The sequence below is a fragment of the Arcicella sp. GW821-FHT09D11 genome (assembly GCF_059416265.1).
In genome coordinates this window covers 24,696-48,012 of sequence record NZ_JBWKOV010000011.1, presented here as the reverse complement: position 1 = coordinate 48,012, position 23,317 = coordinate 24,696, and the positions used below count along the sequence as shown (strand labels likewise).

The 23,317-nt window shown below is 35.7% G+C and carries 19 protein-coding genes; 11 read left to right on the top strand and 8 right to left on the bottom strand.

Going from position 1 to position 23,317, the window contains the following annotated elements; all coding sequences use genetic code 11:
* The first annotated feature begins 29 nt into the window (after positions 1-29).
* From AC07N0_RS20860 to AC07N0_RS20850, 3 genes are all read left to right on the top strand, one after another.
* Entirely contained in the window at positions 30-1,517 is a 1,488-nt protein-coding gene (locus AC07N0_RS20860; RefSeq protein ID WP_492801225.1) for a type III PLP-dependent enzyme domain-containing protein, read from the top strand.
* A 614-nt stretch (positions 1,518-2,131) separates the two neighbouring features.
* Complete coding sequence (locus AC07N0_RS20855) at positions 2,132-2,785, top strand: HAD family hydrolase (protein WP_494590844.1); 654 nt, start codon at positions 2,132-2,134, stop codon at positions 2,783-2,785.
* Between the two features lie 24 nt (positions 2,786-2,809).
* The gene (locus tag AC07N0_RS20850; protein ID WP_492801223.1) at positions 2,810-3,748 is read left to right on the top strand and encodes a glycoside hydrolase family 43 protein; all 939 of its coding nucleotides are present in this window, start codon (positions 2,810-2,812) and stop codon (positions 3,746-3,748) included.
* A 162-nt stretch (positions 3,749-3,910) separates the two neighbouring features.
* Here AC07N0_RS20850 and AC07N0_RS20845 read toward each other — a convergent pair whose 3' ends face one another.
* Positions 3,911-5,053: a tetratricopeptide repeat protein gene (locus tag AC07N0_RS20845; RefSeq protein ID WP_494590843.1), complete on the bottom strand. Its 1,143-nt coding sequence runs from the start codon at positions 5,051-5,053 to the stop codon at positions 3,911-3,913.
* A gap of 343 nt (positions 5,054-5,396) precedes the next feature.
* On the opposite strand from AC07N0_RS20845, the gene AC07N0_RS20840 reads away from it, so the two are divergent.
* A complete protein-coding gene (locus AC07N0_RS20840; RefSeq protein WP_494590842.1) occupies positions 5,397-5,783 on the top strand; it encodes a MerC domain-containing protein in 387 nt (128 codons plus the stop codon).
* Between the two features lie 78 nt (positions 5,784-5,861).
* Here AC07N0_RS20840 and AC07N0_RS20835 read toward each other — a convergent pair whose 3' ends face one another.
* The 6 genes from AC07N0_RS20835 to AC07N0_RS20810 form a co-directional block, all read right to left on the bottom strand.
* Positions 5,862-6,470, bottom strand: coding sequence for a hypothetical protein (locus AC07N0_RS20835; protein ID WP_494590841.1), 609 nt, complete (start codon positions 6,468-6,470; stop codon positions 5,862-5,864).
* 15 nt (positions 6,471-6,485) lie between these two features.
* Positions 6,486-7,775 (bottom strand): LVIVD repeat-containing protein, encoded by a 1,290-nt coding sequence (locus AC07N0_RS20830; RefSeq protein WP_492801218.1) that lies wholly within the window; start codon positions 7,773-7,775, stop codon positions 6,486-6,488.
* A gap of 157 nt (positions 7,776-7,932) precedes the next feature.
* Positions 7,933-8,316: a hypothetical protein gene (locus AC07N0_RS20825; protein ID WP_494590840.1), complete on the bottom strand. Its 384-nt coding sequence runs from the start codon at positions 8,314-8,316 to the stop codon at positions 7,933-7,935.
* A gap of 5 nt (positions 8,317-8,321) precedes the next feature.
* Positions 8,322-8,864, bottom strand: coding sequence for a hypothetical protein (locus AC07N0_RS20820; RefSeq protein ID WP_494590839.1), 543 nt, complete (start codon positions 8,862-8,864; stop codon positions 8,322-8,324).
* Between the two features lie 5 nt (positions 8,865-8,869).
* Positions 8,870-9,505, bottom strand: a complete 636-nt coding sequence (locus tag AC07N0_RS20815; protein ID WP_494590838.1) for a hypothetical protein — start codon at positions 9,503-9,505, stop codon at positions 8,870-8,872.
* 2 nt (positions 9,506-9,507) lie between these two features.
* On the bottom strand, positions 9,508-10,038 hold the full coding sequence (locus AC07N0_RS20810) for an RNA polymerase sigma factor (protein ID WP_492801214.1): 531 nt from the start codon (positions 10,036-10,038) through the stop codon (positions 9,508-9,510).
* Positions 10,039-10,403: 365 nt separating this feature from the next.
* Between AC07N0_RS20810 and gatB the strand changes: the two genes are divergently transcribed.
* From gatB to AC07N0_RS20790, 4 genes are all read left to right on the top strand, one after another.
* Complete coding sequence (gene gatB / locus AC07N0_RS20805) at positions 10,404-11,861, top strand: Asp-tRNA(Asn)/Glu-tRNA(Gln) amidotransferase subunit GatB (protein WP_494590837.1); 1,458 nt, start codon at positions 10,404-10,406, stop codon at positions 11,859-11,861.
* 33 nt (positions 11,862-11,894) lie between these two features.
* Complete coding sequence (locus AC07N0_RS20800; RefSeq protein WP_494590836.1) at positions 11,895-13,034, top strand: redoxin domain-containing protein; 1,140 nt, start codon at positions 11,895-11,897, stop codon at positions 13,032-13,034.
* A gap of 132 nt (positions 13,035-13,166) precedes the next feature.
* Positions 13,167-13,988 (top strand): pyrroline-5-carboxylate reductase, encoded by an 822-nt coding sequence (gene proC, locus AC07N0_RS20795; RefSeq protein WP_494590894.1) that lies wholly within the window; start codon positions 13,167-13,169, stop codon positions 13,986-13,988.
* 463 nt (positions 13,989-14,451) lie between these two features.
* Complete coding sequence (locus tag AC07N0_RS20790; RefSeq protein ID WP_494590835.1) at positions 14,452-17,856, top strand: transglutaminase family protein; 3,405 nt, start codon at positions 14,452-14,454, stop codon at positions 17,854-17,856.
* A 96-nt stretch (positions 17,857-17,952) separates the two neighbouring features.
* On the opposite strand, the gene AC07N0_RS20785 is transcribed toward AC07N0_RS20790, so the two are convergent.
* On the bottom strand, positions 17,953-18,825 hold the full coding sequence (locus AC07N0_RS20785; RefSeq protein ID WP_494590834.1) for a glycerophosphodiester phosphodiesterase family protein: 873 nt from the start codon (positions 18,823-18,825) through the stop codon (positions 17,953-17,955).
* 224 nt (positions 18,826-19,049) lie between these two features.
* On the opposite strand from AC07N0_RS20785, the gene AC07N0_RS20780 reads away from it, so the two are divergent.
* From AC07N0_RS20780 to AC07N0_RS20770, 3 genes are all read left to right on the top strand, one after another.
* Positions 19,050-19,727 carry an alpha/beta family hydrolase gene (locus tag AC07N0_RS20780; protein WP_494590833.1) on the top strand — a complete coding sequence of 226 codons (678 nt, stop codon included), beginning with the start codon at positions 19,050-19,052 and terminating at the stop codon, positions 19,725-19,727.
* 73 nt (positions 19,728-19,800) lie between these two features.
* Complete coding sequence (locus tag AC07N0_RS20775) at positions 19,801-22,374, top strand: circularly permuted type 2 ATP-grasp protein (protein WP_492801208.1); 2,574 nt, start codon at positions 19,801-19,803, stop codon at positions 22,372-22,374.
* A complete protein-coding gene (locus tag AC07N0_RS20770) occupies positions 22,364-23,239 on the top strand; it encodes a transglutaminase family protein (protein WP_492801207.1) in 876 nt (291 codons plus the stop codon). The genes AC07N0_RS20775 and AC07N0_RS20770 overlap by 11 nt, the downstream gene beginning before the upstream one ends.
* Positions 23,240-23,317 lie beyond the last annotated feature (78 nt).

The following is a 23,317-nucleotide window of genomic DNA, read 5'->3' as shown; positions in this document are numbered from 1 at the left end:
AACCCCGCATTTATGCTTTTCGCAGTAGGATGAAAAATTACATTGACCTAATTGACCAAACCATTGAATTCCCAACCTTGGAATTCAACATTGACCAAGACAATGAACTTTTGTTCAATAATGTTCCGCTCATGGACATTATCCAGCAATATGGTACACCCTTGAAAATTACGTACTTACCCAAAGTTGGCGAGCATATCGAGAATGCCAAAAGGATGTTTAAGAACGCCATCAAAAAGTACAACTATAAGGGAAATTATACTTATTGTTATTGTACAAAATCATCCCATTTTAAGTTTATTGTCGAGGAGGTTCTGAGTCACAATGTGCACCTCGAAACATCTTCTGCTTTCGACATTTCACTTATTCGTGATTTGTACAGAGAAAATAAGATTTCTAAGTCTACTTATATTCTTTGCAACGGATACAAGCTACCTCTTTATACGCAGTATATCAGCGAGTTAATTAACGAAGGCTTTAATTGTATTCCAATTCTAGACAACCTTAAGGAGATTGACTTTTACGACAAATTTGTAACGACTGAAACCGTAAATTTAGGTATCAGAATCGCAACGGATGAGGAACCAGACTTTGCTTTCTATACTTCTCGTTTGGGTTTACGCTATTCAGATGTAATGGAATTGTACAAAGACAAAATCCAAAATAGTGAGCGTTATAAATTAAAAATGTTACATTTCTTCATCAATACAGGTATTAAAGATAGTGCCTATTATTGGTCAGAATTGAGCCGTTTTATCTATAAATATTGTGAACTAAAAAAGGTTTGCCCTGAACTAGATTCTATCGATTTAGGGGGTGGTTTACCTATCCAAACTTCTTTACAATTCAACTACGATTATCAGGCGATGATTGACGAAATTGTAGAGTCTATCTCATGGATTTGTAATAAAAGCAACGTACCTGTACCAAATTTATTTACTGAATTTGGCTCTTATACTGTAGGTGAAAGTGGTGCGGTTTTATACGAAATCATCGACCAGAAGCTACAAAATGATAAAGAATTATGGTACATGATTAATGGTTCTTTCATTACACAACTGCCAGATTCTTGGGGTATGAACCAAAAATACATCATGTTGCCAGTGAATAACTGGGGAAGTCCATACCAAAAAGTAAATTTAGGTGGACTTACTTGCGACTCGATGGATTTCTATAATACCGAAGCCCATAGTTCAGATTTGTATTTACCAATCTTTGAAGAAGGACAAGAACGCCAGTTTGTTGGATTCTTCCATACGGGTGCTTATCAAGAATCTTTGGGTGGCTATGGTGGTATTCAACACTGTTTGATTCCAGCACCAAAGCACGTAATTGTTGACCGACTAGAAAACGGAACGATTACAACTCGCCTCTTTGCTGACGAACAGGGTAAAGAAGGCATGATGACAATCTTAGGATATGGTGAAAAAGCTAATGAAGAAGGAGAAGAAAAAGTTTTTATTCTTAGCCAAGATGAATTGACATTGGCCGAAAACCTTTCGATGGTTGAACAGTAGTTTTATAAGTGATGAGTTTTGAGTGTGGAATGAGGAGTATTTTGTAATGTTCATTTCCGATTCATAAAGATAAAAGCTAAATCTCTAACGATGGAATTAATTCCCTCGTTAGAGATAGGAGACGGCAAGCTTTTTTGATTCTATCAATTTCAATGATTGGCTTTTAATTAAAAGCCGAAATCTGATGACTGAGAACCGACAGCCATCTTCACAATCCTTTGAAAATTAATCATTTGCGAAACAATATTTATTCCTTTTTTTCGTAATTTAACGTAAGAGTACCTTTATGTACCACTTACATTCAAATATTAATCATGAAAAAAGCTACTATTATTATTGGTTTTATGGCAGTTTTGTCTTTAGCATCATGTGCAAGGAAAAATAATTGCCCAGCATATGGAAGCACAAGTATTGACAAACCAACTTATAAAGGACGAAATTAATACTTTCCGCTAACGCATTTGAAGCAACAGTAAAGGTTATTCTCTTTACTGTTGCTTTTTCGTTTATTGAAACTTTGTTCAACTCAATAAATCGTGTTAAGTTTACACGATTTATCTTTTCATAAGATTTTCCCTTCCAAAAGCATTATAATTTACTGTAAAACAATACGTATGCAAGCATTTATTTTTGATATGGACGGCACAATGGTGGACAATATGATGGTACACCACCGTGCATGGCAACTAAAATTAAAGGAATTAGGACTTGATTTAACTATCGAAGAAGTAAAGGAACGTTGTCATGGAAAGAACGAAGAAATCATAGAGAGACTCTTTCCTAATAAATATACACCCGAAGAACGCTACCAGATTTCTTTTGATAAAGAAGTGCATTACCGTAAAGTATTCAAAGATGATTTAAAATTGATAGACGGACTTGAGGGATTCTTAGAAGAGGCAAAGGGTGCTAATATCGCTATGGGAATCGGTACTGCTGCACCTATCGAAAACATCAATTTTGTATTAGATAATTTAGGTATTCGCGACTATTTTTCATGCGTAGTCCATGCTGGAATGGTGGATAAAGGCAAGCCAGACCCCGAAGTTTTTGAAAAAGTAGCCAAAGGATTAGGTGTTTCTCTTGCAGAAAGTCTTGTATTTGAAGATTCGCCAACAGGCGCTAAAACAGCAGAAAATGCGGGTTGTACAGCTATTATTCTAACTACTACTCATCAAGAAGTCGAATTTGAAAAGTTCTCAAACATTAAATTATTTATAAAAGACTATACAAATCTTACGATTGAGCAAGTCAAAAACCTTTTTTAACACCCTTTAGCATTATTACCTCACATGAAAAAAAGTATCTTTTTATTAGTACTCCTTTTTACAATTGTTTATTCAAAAACACAGGCTCAAGATAAATTCTTATTGTTTTCTTACTTTGTGGATAACGGACAAGACGGACTGCATTTTGCGGCAAGTACGGATGGTTTAACATGGAAGACCCTAAAAGCGGGTAAGTCGTTCTTGAAACCAAACGTTGGCAAAGATAAATTAATGCGTGACCCATGTATTATTCAAGGGGCAGATGGCGAATTTAAAATGGTTTGGACAAGTGGTTGGAACGATAGAATTATTGGCTATGCTTCGTCTAAAGACTTAATCAATTGGTCTGAACAACAAGCCATTCCCGTGATGGAACATGAACCTACTGCCAAAAACTCTTGGGCTCCAGAGGTTTTTTATGATGATAAAACTAAGAATTATTTGATTTTTTGGGCAACTACCATCCCAGGAAGACATTCAGAAATTGGAGAAACTGAGCGTGAAAAAGGCTTAAATCACCGTATTTATTATGTAAAAACACGTGATTTTAAGACTTTTAGTGAAACAAAGTTATTCTTTAACCCTACTTTTAGTGCCATTGATGCGACTATTCTGAAAGATGGGAAATGGTATTATATGTTTGTAAAAAACGAGAATCCGAAACCAGCAGAAAAGAATATCAGGATTACACGTTCTAAAAAAGCAGAAGGCCCCTATCCTACTGAAGTATCAGCACCAATCACTGGAAATTATTGGGCAGAAGGACCTACAAGTGTAAAAATCGGCGAATATACCTATGTATATTTTGATAAATATACACAGCATAAGTATGGCGCTATCCGTTCTAAAGATTACAAGACTTGGGAGGATGTTTCAGACCAAATGACTTTTCCTAAAGGACTTCGTCATGGAACTGTCGTTGAAGTATCAAAAGCTGTTTTTGAGAAATTACAAGCTGAATAAAATGTTGGTTTTAAGTCAAAGTATTTGACTAATACAGCCTACTCACAATATTATAAACATCTAATAATCAAACCCTTATCCATATCCATAGCGATGGACTTAAGTCCATCGCTATGGATATGGATAAGGGTTTGATTACCTCGCTAGCAATAAATCCTATCTTTACGGCTTAGCCTTTGCAATATTGACCGTCTCCAATTCTTTTATTCGCTCAGTAGCTAAAGAAATATATTCGTTATTTTTTTTATTTTTAGATAGTATATACTGTTTATACAGTTTCAGCGTCTTTGTCTTATTTGGTGACTTCCAGTCATTTACTCGTGCTATTAAATATAAATAATCTGCTTTTCCTGAATACTCAAAAGCCTTTTGATAAGCTTCTAACGCATTGCTATACCTAGTATTCTTTTCATCAATTAAGCCTATTCGTTCATAGTACTTTGGTAAATCATCTGACAACCCTGCATTAATAGCTTGTTGAAAGTATTGAATCGCTAAATCTTCCTTTTTTAGTTTAGTGTAACATAAGCCAAGGTAAAAAAAAGCGGGTTCCGACTCTATTTCTACTTTTAATACTCGTTCAAAACAAGCAATTGACTGTGGAATACTATCCAAATAAAAATACGCATATCCTAATAATTGTTGATAACCAATTGTAGAATCTCCTAAAGCCATTGCTTTTTTAATAGACGACACGACAGGCTTAAATTTGTTTTCTCGATAATTTACTCTGGCATTCAATTGCCAAAGGGATATATAAGTGGAATCTAAAAGGAGTCCTCTTTTGATTAGTACTTTTGCTTCGGACAAGCTATCGACTTTTACCAATAGCTTCGCTAGTTCTACCATACTCTCAGCATCGGACGGACTAATAGAGATAGCTTTTTTGAAATGTATTTTTGCGAGAGAATCTTTAGCCTGTTTTAAACAAAGCATAGCATAACTTTTATACACAAAGGCATTCGTAGAATCTATAAAAAGTAAAGACTCATAGCTTTTTTGGGCTTGATATAATTTCCCTGTCTTTTCATAGAGACTTGCCAAACTCAGCATTGCCAAAGTATTGTTTGGATCTTGAGATAAAACAGATTGATAATTTTCAATGGCTTCTTTTAGTTTACCAACTTTTACCTGACAAAATGCTAAATCTAAACGACAAGCAAGTGACGAACAGTTTTTTAAACTTATAATTGCCTTTTCAAATTGATATTGGCGAATTAAGTTCTGGCTTTCCATTTCTGCTTGAGCTAACACTGTCCTCAGGCTGATTACCATTAATAATAATACTAAGTATAATGTTCTCATTTTCATCTTTTAAAAACATAGTTATATAACTATAAAAATAGTTTATAAATTTATCCTTTCAAAGTGAAAACTAATATTTAAGTTGATTTTTTATTAATATTTTTCATTTTATTAATCATTAAAATAATCATCCAATAACAACCATAATTAATTGATTATTAGATAATTATATTTACAATTAAATACTATAAGGCTTCTGAGAAATCGATAAAATAAAAAGGATGGATATTGATGCGTAAATTTTAAATTCTCGTTTGCTTATTTCTCAGCCAAATAATAAAAAAGCGTCTATTTTATTTGCAATAACGTTGCATTGTATTACTTTTGCAACATGATTACAACAATGGAACATACTCATAGTCATACTCTAAAAATAGAGAAGGTTGGTTTTTACCTTTCTGTTCTTTGTGCGATACATTGCATAGCTACTCCTTTGTTAATTACACTGATTCCATTTTTGGGTGGAAGCTTATTTGCTGACCATACTTGGGAGTTATGGTTCATCGGTGGGAGTCTTGTTTTAGCAAATATTATTTTAATAAGAGATTATAAAAAACATTTGAATGCTATTCCACTTTTGCTTCTAATGTTAAGTTTACTGATAAAGCTTAGTGAAATAGTTTGGTTTGCAGACAAGTATGAACTTATCACTGGTGGCTTAGGTGGTTTATTAATTGCTTCAGCTTATTATATCAATTGGAAAACCAAAGAAAAAGCTTGCGATTGTTGATTTACAATTAATAATTCATAAAAAAATCCCTTTCAGTTTAACACTGAAAGGGATTTTTTTATGAGAAGATTATTTAACTTAGAAATTTACGCCTAATCTTACCGCCATTCTGTTTAATTCATATTCCTTTGTTCTGCTAGAAGGGTAATCGTCTGTACCAGTATTGTTAGTCGTAGTAAAAGCATTATGCTTATAACCGATACTCAATACAAAGTTCGCTTGTCCGCCCGTTGGAATCAATAATCCTAGGACGGGACTAATTGCCAACCCTCCTTTAGCAGTTTGGTTATCAGATGAATCATCATTGAGCCATGTAAAGCCATATCCAGCATCAACGCCAATGTATGGTTTTACTTTTTTGGATGATGATTTTCCATAAGTATTTCTTATCCCTAACGATACAGGAACAATCTGCATAGCATGAAACCAGTCGACCCCGACAGTAACACCTACTGAAAGCTTATCCGAAATTTTATATCCGTTATATGATTGAATGGTAAAATTGGTTCGTCCCTCAACGGGAGTAGAATAAGACATCTGTGTAATTTGATACGACTTACCAAACAACCCTCCTATTTCTGTATAGTTTACGTATTTATCTTTCAAGAAACCCTTGCTCGATTTTTCTTCTTGTGTATAAGCCACAGAAAATATGAGGCAACCTATTATTGTTAATATACTTTTCATGTTCTTCAGGGCTTATTAGTTTTCTCGTTTTACCAATATCTTACTCAACAATTTCAAATTATTGGCATCTTTATAATCATATTGATATAAACCGTCTTTGCCAATAAGCATTAGAGTGCCATTCAAAGGGATTACATCATAAGTATTCATGTCTGTAAAATGCTGTATTAGCTTAATATCCATTGAATTGGTAGCATTGAAGGTCTTTAGCCCCCCTTTACCCTCGCAGATAAATAATTTTTTATTATCAATTCCTAAGCCATAAGGGCTATCCATATTATATGATTTTAGCAATACGGGCGTAGCTGGATTTGAAACATTGATAACATCTAATTGATTGGCAATAGCAGCACCACAACGACTAAAATTGTTTACCGAACGAAGGGTAACATAAGCGATATCGTCTTCAACTACTACAGGGTCGCAAGCACGTACGTGGTCTAAACGTGATAAAAACGTTGGATTACTAGGGTTTTCATTGTTCCAGATTTGCATTCCTGTGGTAGTACCTAAAAACAATTTATTTTTATAAGGGAAGATTGTCTCGATACCAAAACCAAGTTTTATACTGGCATCTTTAGTCGGTTTTTCAGGATTAGCCAAGCTAAACAGTTTCATTTCATCTTGTGTGACAGCATACAGGTGATTATTCGTAATGGTGAATCTTGCTGTCGATCCTCCAACACCTGCTCCTTTAGCTACTGAACCTGTAGAACTGCTTGATGAAAAGCTTGAATATAGTCCCCAACTATCATAATACACAACTGGGTAATAGGAAGGGTCGCATGATACCTCTTGAGTCGTGGTATACCATTTCCATTTATAGTCATAGATGGTCTGATTATTCGGATTATAACTCCAACTAATACCATCGGCTACTCCATAAGTAAATACTTCGTTTACCCGCGATACCTCTTTGATAGCAGTAGGATTACTAATATCAAAAGCTACAAAATCGGTGTAACTATCGGCATATAGGATATTGTCTTGCACAGCAATATCAATATTACCTAATACTTGAATAAAAGCAATGGCTTTGGGTGATGATGGATTTGAATTATCTATTACATGGAATCCTTTCTTTATTTCATTGATAAACAGATAGTTATCTTTTACATAAATTTTTCCAGGATTCACTAAGTCTTGTGCAGGCAAAGCTTTTACACTATTTCTGAGTTCATTGAGTGAAATCAACACAGATTCAGTTCCTCTGTAAGTATTGGTTTCTTGACAATGGTCTTTACAAGAAACAAAAGCAATTAACAAAGCAAAGAAGTGAATTGCTCGGAGTAAAGTTTTTTTCATGAGCAAAAGGCCTAAAAAGGCGTTAAATAAGAGTGAAAAGTTGGAAGTTTTGAATTGTGAGTTGAGAATCTTGAATTTAAAATTGTGTATATCAACAATTTTAACTCAAAATCCACAACTCTTTTTATGAGGTTAAACAGCTTTACGCAATCAGATATTATTTAGTTGTACAAAGTCCGTTTACACAGTCGACAGTAGGCATAATCATCATAGCGCAATCAGAAAATCTGTTGTACTTTATATTCAATTCTTTTTGAAAGTCTGTATAAACTTTCACTTTCTCAGTCAATACCTTTTCATCTGTTTTCGACAAAGAATATACAATAAAACGGGTAGGCCCTCCGCATGCCTTTGCTCCCATTGGCATTACTCTACAGTCATCGCCAGCACAAGCTTTGTTGATAGCAAAGGCTTCCACCTCAGAAGCTATTTGTGCTAACTTCAAATTATCCTCCTCTTCGTTACCAAAGATGTCTTTATTCTTGCACGCAAAAAATAGTACAAAAGCAAGAATCATGTAAAGCATTTTCGATAATTTCATGGCTATTATTTAAATTTAAGGCTTGTAAAAGCTGTACCTAATGTCTTTCCATAGTTAGATAAATAGCTTGGAAATTTTTGCCCGATTACATCTGTCTCACTATAAAAAATATTATCATCAATCCTCCATGTTTTAATAGTCTTGCCTTTTTCTTTTCTTTGTATTAACAACATTCCTCCATCCGCACAACCTGGGCAACCATACGTTTTACCTTGTTGATTAGCCAAATCAACTGGAAATGCTGTAAGCAAATTTTTGACCTTAGCATACTCACTATCAGGCAATTGATAACCTACAAAGGAATATTTCTCTTGGTCTTTACAGAAATTACCACTTGTATCAGCATACACTCTTCCACTATTAGTTACCATATAAATAACAGATGCTCTGCATCCCCAGCCTAAGCCAACATGACTAAAAACTAGGTAGTTGTCAAGTTTTTCTGCACTGACATCTTCAGAAGATTTGGGTGTTTGTAGTTCATTTTCTGAACACGCTAGCATTCCTAAAGTCGTTAGGAAGACTAAAAATAAAGCTAATCTTTTCATGTTAATTATTGTTGATAGGTTCCTACTCCAACTGATACTTTTACATTTTTAAAAATTGACTTTTTAGGAGGTTTTGGTTTTGCTGGTTCATAATATGGTGTTGTCTCTACTGGCACAACAATATTAGGTTGTTGCCATGCATGAGTAGTATTTTTTGTTGATAACGGCGTTATCGTCTCAATACTATCTGCCAGTTTAGTTCTTTCGATAGGTTCTTCTGGCAAATTTTCCAAAGGTTGTTCTTCCGATAATTCTATCGGAAGAGGCTTGGTTTTAACTGGTAATTGTGGGTCTAGAGGTTGAATTTTTCTTACCTCGTTTTCATTGATAGTAGGCGTAGGACTTTTCACCAATATTTGTTTTTCTAACTTAATTTGTTCCTGCACAGCAGGTTCAATATCTTTGGTAATGTCAGTGTTGGCAATAAAAACCCAATATCCTATCCCTAGTAATGTTACCAGAACAGTACCTATGTAATAGAATGGAAAAGTATTTTTAGGGGTTTGAGGAGCCGTTGGCACAGCCTCAATGCTCAAGCCTTGCTCTATCTTATCCCAAACGGCGTCAGATGGAGTCAAAGAGGCATCGTCAAAGGCTTTTTGCCATTGTTCCTCAAATGAATTATTTGTAAAATCGTTCATCATTAGCTATTTACGGATAATTGACTTTGTAAAATGGCTCTAGCTCGTGCATATTGTGACTTTGATGTTCCTTCTGTAATATTTAGCATCTCAGCGATTTCTTTGTGTTGATATCCCTCTATAGCATAAAGGTTAAAAACAGACTGACAGCCCTTTGGTAATTTTCGAATCATTTCGATTAATTCTTGAAAATTAATGCCTTCAATACCTGTAAGTCCATCGCTAAATTGATTTTCATATTCCTGTACATTATCCATTCCTTGAAAATGTTGTTGTGCCCGAATATGATTGATAGCTACATTAATAACGATTCGCTTAATCCAAGCTCCTAATGTACTCTCACCTCTAAACTTACTTAAATTCTGAAATATCTTAATAAATGCCTCTTGCAATACATCCTCGGCCTCTTCTTTATTTTGCATATAACGAGCACAGACCACCAACATTCTACCAGCGTAAGCATTGTATAGCTTTCGTTGGGCGTTACGGTCATTTTGCAGACAGGCCTGTATGAGCTGTTCTTCGTTTTCCAAAATTTATTAATATTTAATTAAAGAGGCTTATGTATATTTTATTGTTGCTGTCGGCTGTCGGTCATCGGCTGTAAGCAGTCGGCTAAAAAGCTGTCTCAAAATGACTGACAACCGAAAGCTGAAGACAGAAAGCCAACAACAAATAATATCCGATAACCTCATCATACAAACACTTATTCTTCTACTTACTTTATAACTAAGTTTTATGGAGCTTTTGTATAAAGACGTTTATTCTTATTAAACAGTTGGAAAAGAACTAAAAAAAATTATATTTTTCTCTGTCACCACTTACTTATCTGTTCTAAAGCCACTAACTATTTGCTTTTTATTATCTTTGCATTCTAAAATTTGAAATTGTACCTTCTGTGAATCAAGAAATAAGAGATAAATACGAAGTCGTTATCGGCTTAGAAGTACACGCTCAGTTACAAACTGAGAGTAAAATTTTTGCAGCCGATGCTGCGTCATTTGGTGCTTCACCTAATACCCATATTTCACCAATTACCCTTGGGCATCCGGGCACGCTACCAAAGCTTAATAAAAGAGCGGTAGAATTTGCCATGAAAATGGGCATCGCTTGCCAGTCTGCAATAACTAATAATCAGTATTTTGACCGAAAAAACTACTTTTATCCAGATCTTCCAAAAGGTTATCAAATCACCCAAGACAAAACCCCTATCTGCATGGGTGGTGGTGTGCATGTGAAACTTTCGACAGGTGAAAAAACAGTTCGTTTTCATCATATTCACTTAGAAGAAGATGCAGGTAAATCATTACATACTGATGGTTCAAGCGATAGTTTATTAGACTATAACCGCGCTGGAACGCCATTGATTGAAATGGTAACTGAACCAGAAATTAAGTCAGCCGAAGAAGCCGCTACTTTTATGACCGAAGTGCGTAAACTAGTGCGTTATCTAGGGATTTGTGATGGTAACATGGAAGAAGGCTCGCTCCGTTGCGATGTCAATATTTCGGTCATGCCAGTGGGTAGTAAAGTTTTCGGGACAAAAGTCGAAATCAAAAACATGAATTCAATGCGTTTTATCCAAAAAGCCATTGAATATGAAATTGTCAGACAAATAGATGCCGTTGAAAATAACGAGAAAATCATTCAGGAAACCCGTAGTTTCGACCCTGCCACTGGACGTACATCAGGTATGCGTGAAAAAGAATCAATGAACGATTATCGTTATTTCCCTGAGCCAGACCTTGTCCCTTTAGTAATTTCGGAAGAATGGCTTTCGTCAGTAAAAGCATCAATGCCAGCTTTGCCTTGGGAACTTTTAGAGAAATTCACGAAGCAATACGGCTTGCCAGAATATGATGCTCATGTATTAACAGATACAAGAGAAGTTGCTGAATATTTTGAAGCGACTTGCCAATTTACCAAACATTATAAAGCAGTTTCAAACTGGATAATGGGTGCGGTAAAATCTTATCTGAACGACCATAATTTAGAAATCGGGCAACTAAGTATTACCCCAGAACAATTGGCTAAATTAATACAATTGGTTGATGATGGTAAAGTGAGTAATTCAACGGCTGCGCATCAGATATTTCCAGAAATGATTGTTGATACAACTAAAACGCCTTTACAAATTGCCGAAGCTAAGAATCTGATTCAACAAAGCAATACAGATGCACTTCAAACGTTAGTTGATGAGGTTTTAGCCAATAATCCAGCGAAAGTAAAAGAATACAAAAATGGCAAAAAAGGGCTTTTAAGTATGTTCATGGGTGAAATCATGAAGAAATCTAAAGGTTCGGCTGATCCTAAAGTAACCACTGCTTTATTGCAAAAAACTTTAGACAATTTATAACTAGTTTATAAATTGAGTTATCATACACAAAACATGAAAAAAATATCAATCATCATTTTATTTGTACTGACGAGTATCTCTACTTTTGCTCAGGATAAAGTGGTTAATATTACGGGTAAAGTAATGAATGTAGTACCTGATAAAAAGGTATTGCTACAGGTAATTAACGGACGAGGAACTGCTATAACGGTAGATTCTGCGGTAGTAGCTGCTGACAAATCATTCAAGTTTAATAGCAAAATACCTGATGGTGGTGGTTATTATTTAATCAATTTCTTTGGCATGGAACTCAGCCAGAAAGTATTATTGATTCTGGAAGGTGGAGAAACCGTAAACCTTATTGCTGATGGCATGGATACTCCTGCCAAAAGAGGAAGTTTTCAATTGACTGGAGATTCTAAAAATATTGAATATTTCAATAGAATTCTGAAGATTAGCCAAGAGTTACAAACCAAAGTAGAATCTTGGAATTTACAAGTAACTGCCGCACAAGCCAAGAAAGATGATGCCACTATTCAAAGAATTCAGAACGAATTTCAGGCAGCACAAGAGGCTAACCTTAACAAAATAAAGGCATTGATTCCTGAAATGGGTACTAATTTGGTGGCTTTATGGACGGCTGGAAATTTCCTAAATCCTGAGAACGATACGGAAACATTATTACAAGTAGCAGAAAAATTCAAGACTGAAAAAGGGAATTCTGCTAATGTTCATATCAAGACATTCTTGCAACAAGTAATGCGTTTGAAAGGGGTAAGTGTAGGGTCGGAAGCACCAGAAATTGCGATGAAAACGCCGAATGACAAAGTGTTGGCTCTATCGTCTTTGCGAGGGAAATATGTATTACTTGACTTTTGGGCATCGTGGTGTGGACCATGTCGCAGAGAAAATCCAAACGTTGTAAGGATATACTATAAGTTCAAAGATAGAAACTTCGATATTTTTTCAGTAAGCTTAGACCAAGAAAAAACATCATGGCTGACTGCTATCGAAAAAGACGGCATGGCTTGGAATCATGTTTCTGATTTACAGTATTGGAATTCAGCAGCAGCCGTAGCTTATGGCGTTCAAGGCATACCAGCTACGTTTTTATTAGACAAAGAAGGAAAAATTATTGCAAAGGATTTAAGAGGTGAAGCGCTTGAAAAGAAACTCGAAGAGATTCTAAAATAAGCAATTCTCAAAATATTATTCTGCATATTTCAATCCCTGACATTTTTTATAAAACTGTCAGGGATTTTTCATGTAATTTTGTTCTTCCAAACAATCAAAACAGAATGTTGAGAAAAACATCTCAGAGATTCTATCACACAATCAATTTTTGAAATGAAAGTAGCCATCATCGGAGCAGGAAATATGGGAATGGCATTTGCCAAATCGTTTATCCAATATGATTTAGTAAAAAAAGAAGACCTTTTTCTAATTGAAAAAAACTCAGAACGTGCCGAAGCACTACGACTGGAAAAAGCAGGAGTTGTTATTGACACCATTTCTTCTAAAATCGGAGAGTATGATTTAATTATTTTATCCGTAAAACCACAAGATTTTCCGTCTTTACAAGAAGAACTTCGTGCCGTAATTCAGCCTAAGCAATTAATATTAAGCATCATGGCAGGGATTTCTATTGAAAAAATCATTAGCACCCTTAACCATCCTTTGGTAGTACGTGCTATGCCCAATACGCCTGCATTATTAGGAATGGGTATGACTGCTTTCTCGGCTGCTGGCGATATTACTTTAAGTCAATTAAAAAAGGTAGAAAACCTTATTAATTCAACTGGTAGAGCGGTTTTCTTAGAAGATGAAAGTCTATTAGATGCTGTAACGGCATTGAGTGGTAGCGGACCTGCTTACTTTTTCTACTTAGTAAAAGCGATGATTGAAGCTGGAAAACAAATGGGCTTTGAAGAATCTATGTCAGCTTTATTAGTGAAACAAACCATGTTGGGTTCTTTCCACTTAATTAATAATGCTGAAAAAAGTTTAGATGAATTAATCAAAGCGGTGGCATCAAAAGGTGGAACAACCGAGGCTGCCTTGAAACGTTTTGAAGAAGGACTTTTAGCACAAAACTTACAAGAAGGAATTTACGCTGCTCAGAAAAGAGCGACGGAATTATCGAAATAGATACAAGCTTTAGGCTGTAAGCAAGAGGCTTTATGCTTTAAAAAAACCTGTAGGGACGAATTGCATTCGTCCTTATTTGTTTAACAATATTATTATCAAATCTTTTATTATCACTAGCGAGGGACTTAAGTCCCTCGCTAGTGATAAGGCTTGAATGTAAACGCTTTACTTTATGAATTAAACCATTAATGATGCTAAATGGTTAGTCAATTTCCAAGCATTCTCATATCACAATTCTTCTCAAATTTTAAACACTGAATTTTCTCAAATATCCAAAAGTCTATTTCCTAACACCAAAATCTGATGTACAAAAGCTGAAAGTTAAAAGCCTTCTTCAATTACTTTCACTTTTAAATAAACTATTTCAAGCAAAAATATAATTTTATAGCTATCCCCTTCATTTTAACACTAATTTTCGCTTTTTTTACATAAATCATAAAACTAACGTTCAATTTCAATCTATATGTCGATAAAAGTTGCCATTTCTCATAAGACGAAATACAAGTTTGATAGAAGCGTCAGTCTATCTCCACACATTTTTAGATTACGTCCTGCGCCACATTCACGAACAGTGATTGAGGGATACTCGTTTAAAATATTTCCTGAAAATCATTTCATCAATTGGCAACAAGACCCATTTGGTAATTATCAAGCCAGAGTAGTTTTCCCTGAAAAAACCACAGAATTACATGTAGAGGTAGAAGTTATTGCCAAATTACAGGTAATCAATCCTTTTGATTTTTTTGTAGAAGAATATGCTGAAAAGTTTCCCTTCAGATATGACGAACAGTTAAGAAGAGAACTAGGGCCTTATTTTGAACAAAGAGAATCTGGCGAAAAATTATTGAATTGGATTGAAAACAATAGAGTTTATACAAACATTAATACGGTTGATTTTCTAGTACACCTTAACCAAAGAGTATTTAATGGCTTACATTATAATATTAGAATGGAAACAGGTGTACAAACCTGTGAAGAAACACTAACTTCTCTAAGCGGTTCTTGTCGAGATTCGTCTTGGTTGTTAGTCCAAATTCTAAGAAAACACGGCATTGCAGCTAGGTTTGTATCTGGTTATTTAGTACAGCTTACGTCAGATATTAAATCTTTGGATGGGCCTTCTGGACCAATAGCTGATTTTACTGATTTGCACGCTTGGGTAGAAGCATACATCCCTGGTGCAGGCTGGATTGGCCTTGACCCTACTTCTGGGCTTTTTGCGGGCGAAGGACACATTCCTTTGTCGTGTACGCCAGACTATGCAAGTGCTGCCCCTGTAACAGGCGCTACCGATGTTTGTAATGTTACGTTTGAATTTGATAATAAAGTTACCAGAATTCATGAAGACCCAAGAGTAACGAAGCCTTATACTGACCAACAGTGGGAAGACATCATGCAAGTGGGTTATGATGTAGAAAAAGATTTACAAGAAGGCGATGTACGTATGACGATGGGAGGCGAACCTACCTTCGTTTCAGTAGATGATTATGAATCGCCAGAATGGAGCTCAACTGCGGATGGTCCTTTAAAAAGAAAATTGGCCTATGATTTAGCATTACGCCTAAAAAATCGTTTTGCTCATGGTGGATTATTACATTTCGGACAAGGTAAGTGGTATCCAGGCGAATTGATTCCACGTTGGCAATATGCCCTTTACTGGAGAAAAGACGGACATACTATCTGGAAAAATGATGCATTGGTTGCCAAAGAAAACGACCAAAAACTTACATTCCATGATGCTGAGAAGTTTACCTTTGAACTTACCAAATACTTAGGCATTAATACCAACAATATCATTCCTGCTTATGAAGACCCTATCTATTGGGCGTTAGAAGAAGGTAAGATTCCCGTTAATATTGACCCTCTAAAAGTAAATTTAAAAGATTCGGTAGAAAGACGCACCTTAGCCAAATTGTTGGAAAAAGGCCTGAATAATCCTACTGGTTTTGTATTTCCTTTGAAATGGGATAAAGGTATCAATACTTGGACAAGCTGTGCTTGGAGTTTCAGAAGGAATCATTGTTACCTGATTCCAGGTAATTCTCCGATTGGCTATCGTTTGCCACTAGACTCATTGCCTGCGTTATCAGACGACAGAAAAGAGTTTCCAGCAGAACGTAGCCCTTTTGAAGATTTAGCACCATTAGGTGACTTTAGCGGAATCGTGGAAAAACGCTATGGTGCTGTTGCTCCAGACTATCAGCTCCCTCCTGCTAAAAAAGCAAGCGGAGACGAGAAAGGAAATGAAAAGCAGATTATTTTCGAAGTACCTACGTTCACTACAGCGTTAACAATTGAAGAGAGAGAAGGTATTTTGTATGCATTCTTACCTCCTACTGAGTATTTAGAGCATTATTTAGACTTGATTGCGTGTATTGAGGCAACTTGTGAAAAGCTTCAACTACCGATTAGAATAGAAGGTTATCCTCCTCCGTCTGATTACCGTTTAGAAAAACTAAATGTTACACCAGACCCAGGAGTAATTGAAGTAAATATTCATCCAGCCAAAAGTTGGCAGGATTTAGTTGATAATATCACTGCTTTATACGAAGAAGCTTTCTTTGCTCGCTTGGGTACAGAAAAATTCATGGTAGATGGCAAACACACAGGTACTGGCGGAGGTAACCACGTAACAATTGGTGGTGCCAAACCAGAAGATAGCCCAATCTTGCGTCGTCCAGATTTATTACGTAGCTTGATTACTTATTGGCAACATCACCCTGTATTAAGTTATTTATTCTCTGGTCCTTTCATTGGTCCAACGAGTCAAGCACCACGTTTTGACGAAGGTAGAGAAGAGCGATTGTATGAAATGGAGATTGCCTTCGACCAAATTCCAGAGGGAGAAGAAGTACCATTCTGGATGGTTGATAGAATTTTCAGAAACCTTTTGGTTGATGTGACGGGCAATACACACCGTACAGAATTCTGTATTGATAAAATGTATTCTCCTGATTCATCAACGGGTCGTTTAGGAATTTTAGAGTTCAGAGGGTTCGATATGCCTCCTCATAAACACATGAGTTTGGTACAAACCTTATTGATTAGAGCTTTGATTGCTAAATTCTGGAAACAACCATATAAGAAAAAGTTAGTGCGTTGGGGTACAGAATTACATGACCGTTTCCTTTTGCCACATTACGCTTATTTAGATATGCTTGATGTTGTGAATGATTTGAAGGACGCAGGGTATAATTTTGACATCTCTTGGTTTGATGCTTTCTTTGAATTCCGTTTCCCTTATTACGGCGGTATTACTGTTGATAGTACTCAACTAGAAATACGTTCGGGCATTGAGCCTTGGCACGTACTAGGTGAGGAGCTCTCAAACTCGGGTACTGCTCGATTTGTAGATTCTTCTTTAGAGAAAATACAGGTAAAAGTAACGGGCTTTATAGAAGGTCGTCATATCTTAACTTGTAATGGTTGTAGAGTACCATTAAGAAGTACAGGCGTAAAGAGTGAATTTGTGGCAGGTGTTCGTTACAAAGCATGGAATCCGCCTTCGGCATTGCATCCCACTATTGGCGCAGATGCACCATTGGTATTTGATATTTTGGATACTTGGAACAATAAAGTAATTGGAGGTTGTACCTACTTTGTTTCGCACCCAGGTGGTAGAAGCTTTGATACGTATCCAATTAATAGTTATGAGGCAGAATCAAGAATGATTAGCCGTTTCTGGGGTTTTGGGCATACACCAGATGCACCAGAAACAGAAGAAGCAGCACCAATCAGAAATACGCCAACGATTTCTAGGTTTGTGGCAGAGAACAAGAAGGAACTCAAAGCCGATACGCCAATAGAAGTAATCAATCCAGAATATCCAAATACTTTAGATTTAAGAAAGTATTGGAAAAGAAGATAATATATAGTTTCATTCTTTCAATCCTCCTAAATATCACTAGCGATATTTAGGAGGATTTGAATTTAATCGTAAATTGATTTTCTTCAAAGTTAATTTTCATTTCAACAACTCCTGCACCGCAACAGGATAATCCGTTATTAATATAGCTACCTGCTTCGTTTTTAGAAATTCCGTATAATATCCTTTATCAAAAGCATCAGGATGTTTTTGAACATTTTCGCTAATATCACTTGTTAACACTATCTCATTTTTCTTGAGTTTTTCAATTAATGACACAGGCGTTTTAGCATTAATATAGGCTACCAAATTACTGAAAGGTATATTCAAGGTTTTTATTCTTTCCCAATCCTCCTCATTACTGATTAATGTTGAAATAGTAATAGAAGAAGAAAGCTGATATACTTTCTGTGTATTGATGGGTGAAAACGTCAGTATTAAGCATCGGTCTTCTAGTCCTTTTTGCTCTATTTTTTGAACCGTTTTTTGCCATAAGTCATCTTTTACATCTACCATCAGATAAACGTTTTTATGAGTTGATAACCAGTTTAACACTTCATCAAAGGTTGGGATGCGTTCTTGAGTAGGCTCTCCGTTTTGTGTTTTTAGAAATAAGCTTTCTAAATATTTTGAAGACAATTGCTTAATAGTCCCCACGCCGTTGGTCGTTCTATCGATGGTTTCATCGTGCATGATAAACAAGTCGCCATCAGCGCTTTGTCTGATGTCTAATTCTAGCATTACAGCTGATTTTTTGAAGGCATTCGCAATCATATTAAAACGAGCAAGACTATTCTCAGGTAAATTACTATCAAATCCACCACGGTGTCCACTAATAAGTGGCCCATTCTTCCATGATTTTTTAAAATGTTGATTAACGTAAATCGATGTGTCTTTTTTCTGGGCATGAATATTGGTTATACAAACCATTAATAGCAAAATGCCAGAAAATAAGTGAATTGATAATTTCATTTGATGATGGTTTTTTAAAATATGGTAATAGTCACCAATTTAACAATGTATTCCAACGCTTGCAATTGTCAATACATTAAATATTTGTAAAGTAGTCCTTTGTGAAAGCTGTTATATGAAGCTATTAAGGCAGAAACATTACAGGATAATACTAATATTTTTTTACATTTTTTTATTAATTTTATTCTAATAATAACCACTACTAACTGCTAATAATAAAGAAGATGAAAACTCAATCTCCTAAAAAGGTCGTTTTACTGGTAGGAAGAGACGATTGGCACAAGGACACTCATTTGAATCATATCTTAAGAAACTACCTAAAAAAGAACAACTACCAAATAATGTGGGAACACCCTGCAGGAAGTTTTATCTATAAACTTCAATCTATCGAAAGTCATCTAAAATGGCTACCCAAACCTGTCAAAGCATTAAATCTTAAGCTTGTTAAATTATTGTATATGCTTACTCATTGGAGCTATGTTGTATATTTATACAACCGTCCTAATGAGTTTATCGAATTTAGATGTCCCAGACTAAAAAAGCGGATACAAAACCTGAGTGCTAACAATGAATTAATTGTTTTTTCAAGGTCATCAGGAGGAAGAGCCGTGTCGCTCATCGCAGACGAATTGAAGATTAAACACATTGTGTGTTTGGGCTATCCATTTCAAAATCCTAATAATGGTGTAGAGCCCGAAAGGTATTTACATTTAGCAAACTTACAAACTCCGATGTTAATTATTCAGGGAATTAATGATGTATACGGAGGCACTGAGATTAAGGAAAAGTATCATTTTAGTCCACAAGTCAACCTATTTTTTGTAGATACAGACCATAATTTTAATATCGACGATAGCACTTGGAACGTTTTATATGCTAAAATTGATGAAGTTATCAAATGAGTAGTGCAAGGTTTTCCTACAAAAGCCTTAATTTTAATAAATTTTAAAATACTTCATTTTCAACCAATGAGCGATGATTACAGAAAAATCACCTAATTTACTTCAAGCCTATCAGCGAGAAATTAACTCTTATGATGAAATCTTGGGAGCAAACGGTCAAGTAAAACCTCATTGGCAAACACTTTTTTCTACTTTAGAAAAAATAGGCATGAAGGAACTCCATTCTCGAAATTTTGAAATTATCAACAAGCTTCGTGAAAATGGTGTTACTTATAATGTTTATGAAAACTCGGGAAGTTTAAATCGACCTTGGCAACTAGACCCTATCCCATTCCTTATCGAACAAAAAGAATGGAACGTTGTTGCTAAAGGACTTAAACAAAGAGCGTTAGTACTAGATTTGATGTTGAGAGACATCTACGGTCGCCAACGGTTAATCAAAGAAAACATCCTACCACCTGAATTAGTATATGGGAATAGAGGCTTTTTTAGATCTTGTAATGATATAAAGCTACCATCGGAAAATCAATTAACACTCTATGCTGCCGACATCGCTCGTGGGCCTGACGGCAGGATGTGGGTAATAGATAATAGAACACAAGCACCTTCTGGAACAGGATATGCCCTTGAGAACAGAAGTGTAATGAGTAAAATATTGCCTGAGCTTACCAAAGGAATGTATGTAAGTAGGCTTTCTCCTTTTTTTACCAGTCTTCAACAAACAGTAGCTTCTTTGGCTGTCAAAGCCAAAGACCATCCTAATATTGTTTACCTAACGCCAGGGTCAAATAACGAAACTTATTTTGAACACGCTTATTTGGCGGCTTATTTAGGATACACTTTAGTACAAGGTGATGATTTGTTGGTACGTGATGGTTTCGTTTGGTTGAAGTCTATAGATGGCTTAGAAAAAGTGGACGTTATCATCAGAAGGATTGATGATGAATGGTGCGACCCTCTGGAACTTAGACAAGATTCTCGTTTAGGAATTCCGGGGTTATTACATGCCATTCGTTCAGGAAATGTTTCCGTTATTAATCCCCCAGGGGCAAGTGTTCTCGAAAACAATGGTTTATTGCCCTTTATGAATGCCGCTTCAAGGTTCTTTTTAGGAGAAAGCCTGATTATGCCTTCTGTGGCTACTTGGTGGTGTGGACAAGCCAAAGAGATGAATCATGTATTGGCAAATTTGCCGAAATTGATTATAAAAAGTACCAATCGTAAACAAAAAATAAGGTCGGTTTATGGAAAGTTATTATCGGAAGCACAATTAAATGACCTCCGTAAGCTTATTATCCAAAACCCCACTGAATATGTTGCTCAAGAAGAAGTAAGTCTTTCTACTACGCCAGCCTTGATTGATGGAAAAATTGAACCTCGTTTTGCAGCATTGCGTGCTTATTTAGTGTCAGATGGTAAAGATTATCATGTGATGGATGGCGGTTTAACTCGTAGTTCAGCCGTAAGAGACCGCTTTGAGATTTCGCATCAGTATGGTGGTTTTTCCAAAGATACTTGGATCGTATCTGATACCGTTTTACAGCCTCCTCCGCGGATTATCATTCCAACAGCAGCATCGGTTCATCATCATACATCGTTACCTAGTAGAAGTGCCGAAAACCTATTTTGGGTAGGTAGATACTGTGAAAGGACAATGGCCGCTACAAAGTTTTTGAAAATTACGATTAATGCCTTACAAGAAAATGTCAACTTTGGAGGTTCTGTTAAATCAGAGCACATTGATATATTATTAAAGTCGCTTACCCACCTTACGCTCAGTTATCCTGGCTTTATTGATGAGGATAATCCTGAGTTATTGAAAAAGCCTTATCCTGGCATTCATGATTTAGTTTTTAATGCTAAAAAAGCAGGAACAGTCGCTTATAGTGTAGAGTCTTTTTTGAGGGGTGTAATTACAGTAAGTGATAAATGGAGCCATGATACATGGAGAATCATTAATTTAATAGAAAATAGTTTAAAAAAGATTAAGAGCTCGGACCCTGATGCCAACAATCCGAACATGATTCAAAAGATTTTAGACAAGCTCCATACGCGCTTATTTACTTTCTATGGAATCATTTCAGAATCTATGCCACGCGACAGCGGTTTTTATTTATTAGAAGCAGGGAAACTAATTGAAAGAATTTTATCAAGAATTAGCATTATTCGTTCTACTTTTAGTTTTAAAAATGACCTTAACGTAGAAAATGATTTAATTGAAGCCGTATTAATCAATCACCATTTATTGGTTCATTATCGATTATTGTATAAATCGCATATAAGTTTAGAATCCATGCTTGATATGGTTTTGTTGGAAGAAAGTTTACCTTATTCACTCAGCTATCAATTAGATGCCTTAGCCGAATGTCTCTCTAAACTGCCTAAAACATCAAGCAATGAAAGGCTAACTAAAGCTGAGAAAGCAGTGTTGGAGGCTTCGACCAAAATTAAGCTAACGGATATTGCAACACTTGGCGCTTATGATGCAGAGACTTTATACCGAGAAAAGTTAGATAACTTACTCGCCAATGTTTTTAGTTTGATTTCGTCTGTTACTGTTTGTCTGACAGATGTGTATTTTACGCATACTGTCATTCAACACTCATTAATGGAAAATCCAGAAAATAGTGATACCAATGAAATATAGACTCTCCCACCAAACAAAATATAAATATCATGATTCTGTAAACAGCTATCATAGTTTAGTGTGTTTAAAACCCCAGAACATATCTACACAGATATGTCATAGTTTTTCGTTGTTGGTCACTCCAAAACCGTCTGAAATTGTAGAAAGGGTAGACTTTTTTGGTAATACTATTCATTATTTTTCTATTCAATCGGCTCATCGAGAATTGATTGTTAAGACTGAAAGTAAAGTAGAAACCTTTCCTAAGTTTTTAAATACTAACTTTTCGGTATCTTGTAAAGAAGCCCGAGTGGCTTTTAAAACCAACAGTGCTTTAAAAATAGAGCTTTTACAGTATTTATTACCTAGTCCGTTTATTCAGTGGGACGAAGAAATCCGTGCCTTTGCAGAGGCTTCTTTTCCCGACAGCCAATCTCTTTACGAAAGTGTAAAGAACCTTTGTCATAAAATATTCACAGAGTTCGACTTTGTTTCTAATTTTACCAATATCAATACGCCTATTAAAACAGTGTTGAAAGAACGCAAGGGCGTATGTCAGGATTTTTCACATTTAGCCATTGCTTGTCTCAGAAGTATGGGCTTTGCGGCTCGGTACGTAAGTGGTTATTTAGAAACCTTGCCTCCTCCGGGCAAGAAAAAACTGCAAGGCTCAGATGCGTCTCATGCGTGGATTTCAGTATTTATTCCCAATATTGGTTGGTGCGAATTTGACCCTACCAATGATTTAGTTCCTCAAGAACGGCATATCATTACAGCCTATGGACGAGATTACAGCGATGTACCACCCCTAAAAGGCATTATTTTTAGCTCGGGCAAACATACTTTATCTGTTTCTGTAGATGTAATACCCTTATTTGAACCATGATATACATTTCATTTTAATCATTATACATAAATATAGTATTATTGCTATTCCTGAGAATTCGGGTTGTTTTTGCGTATA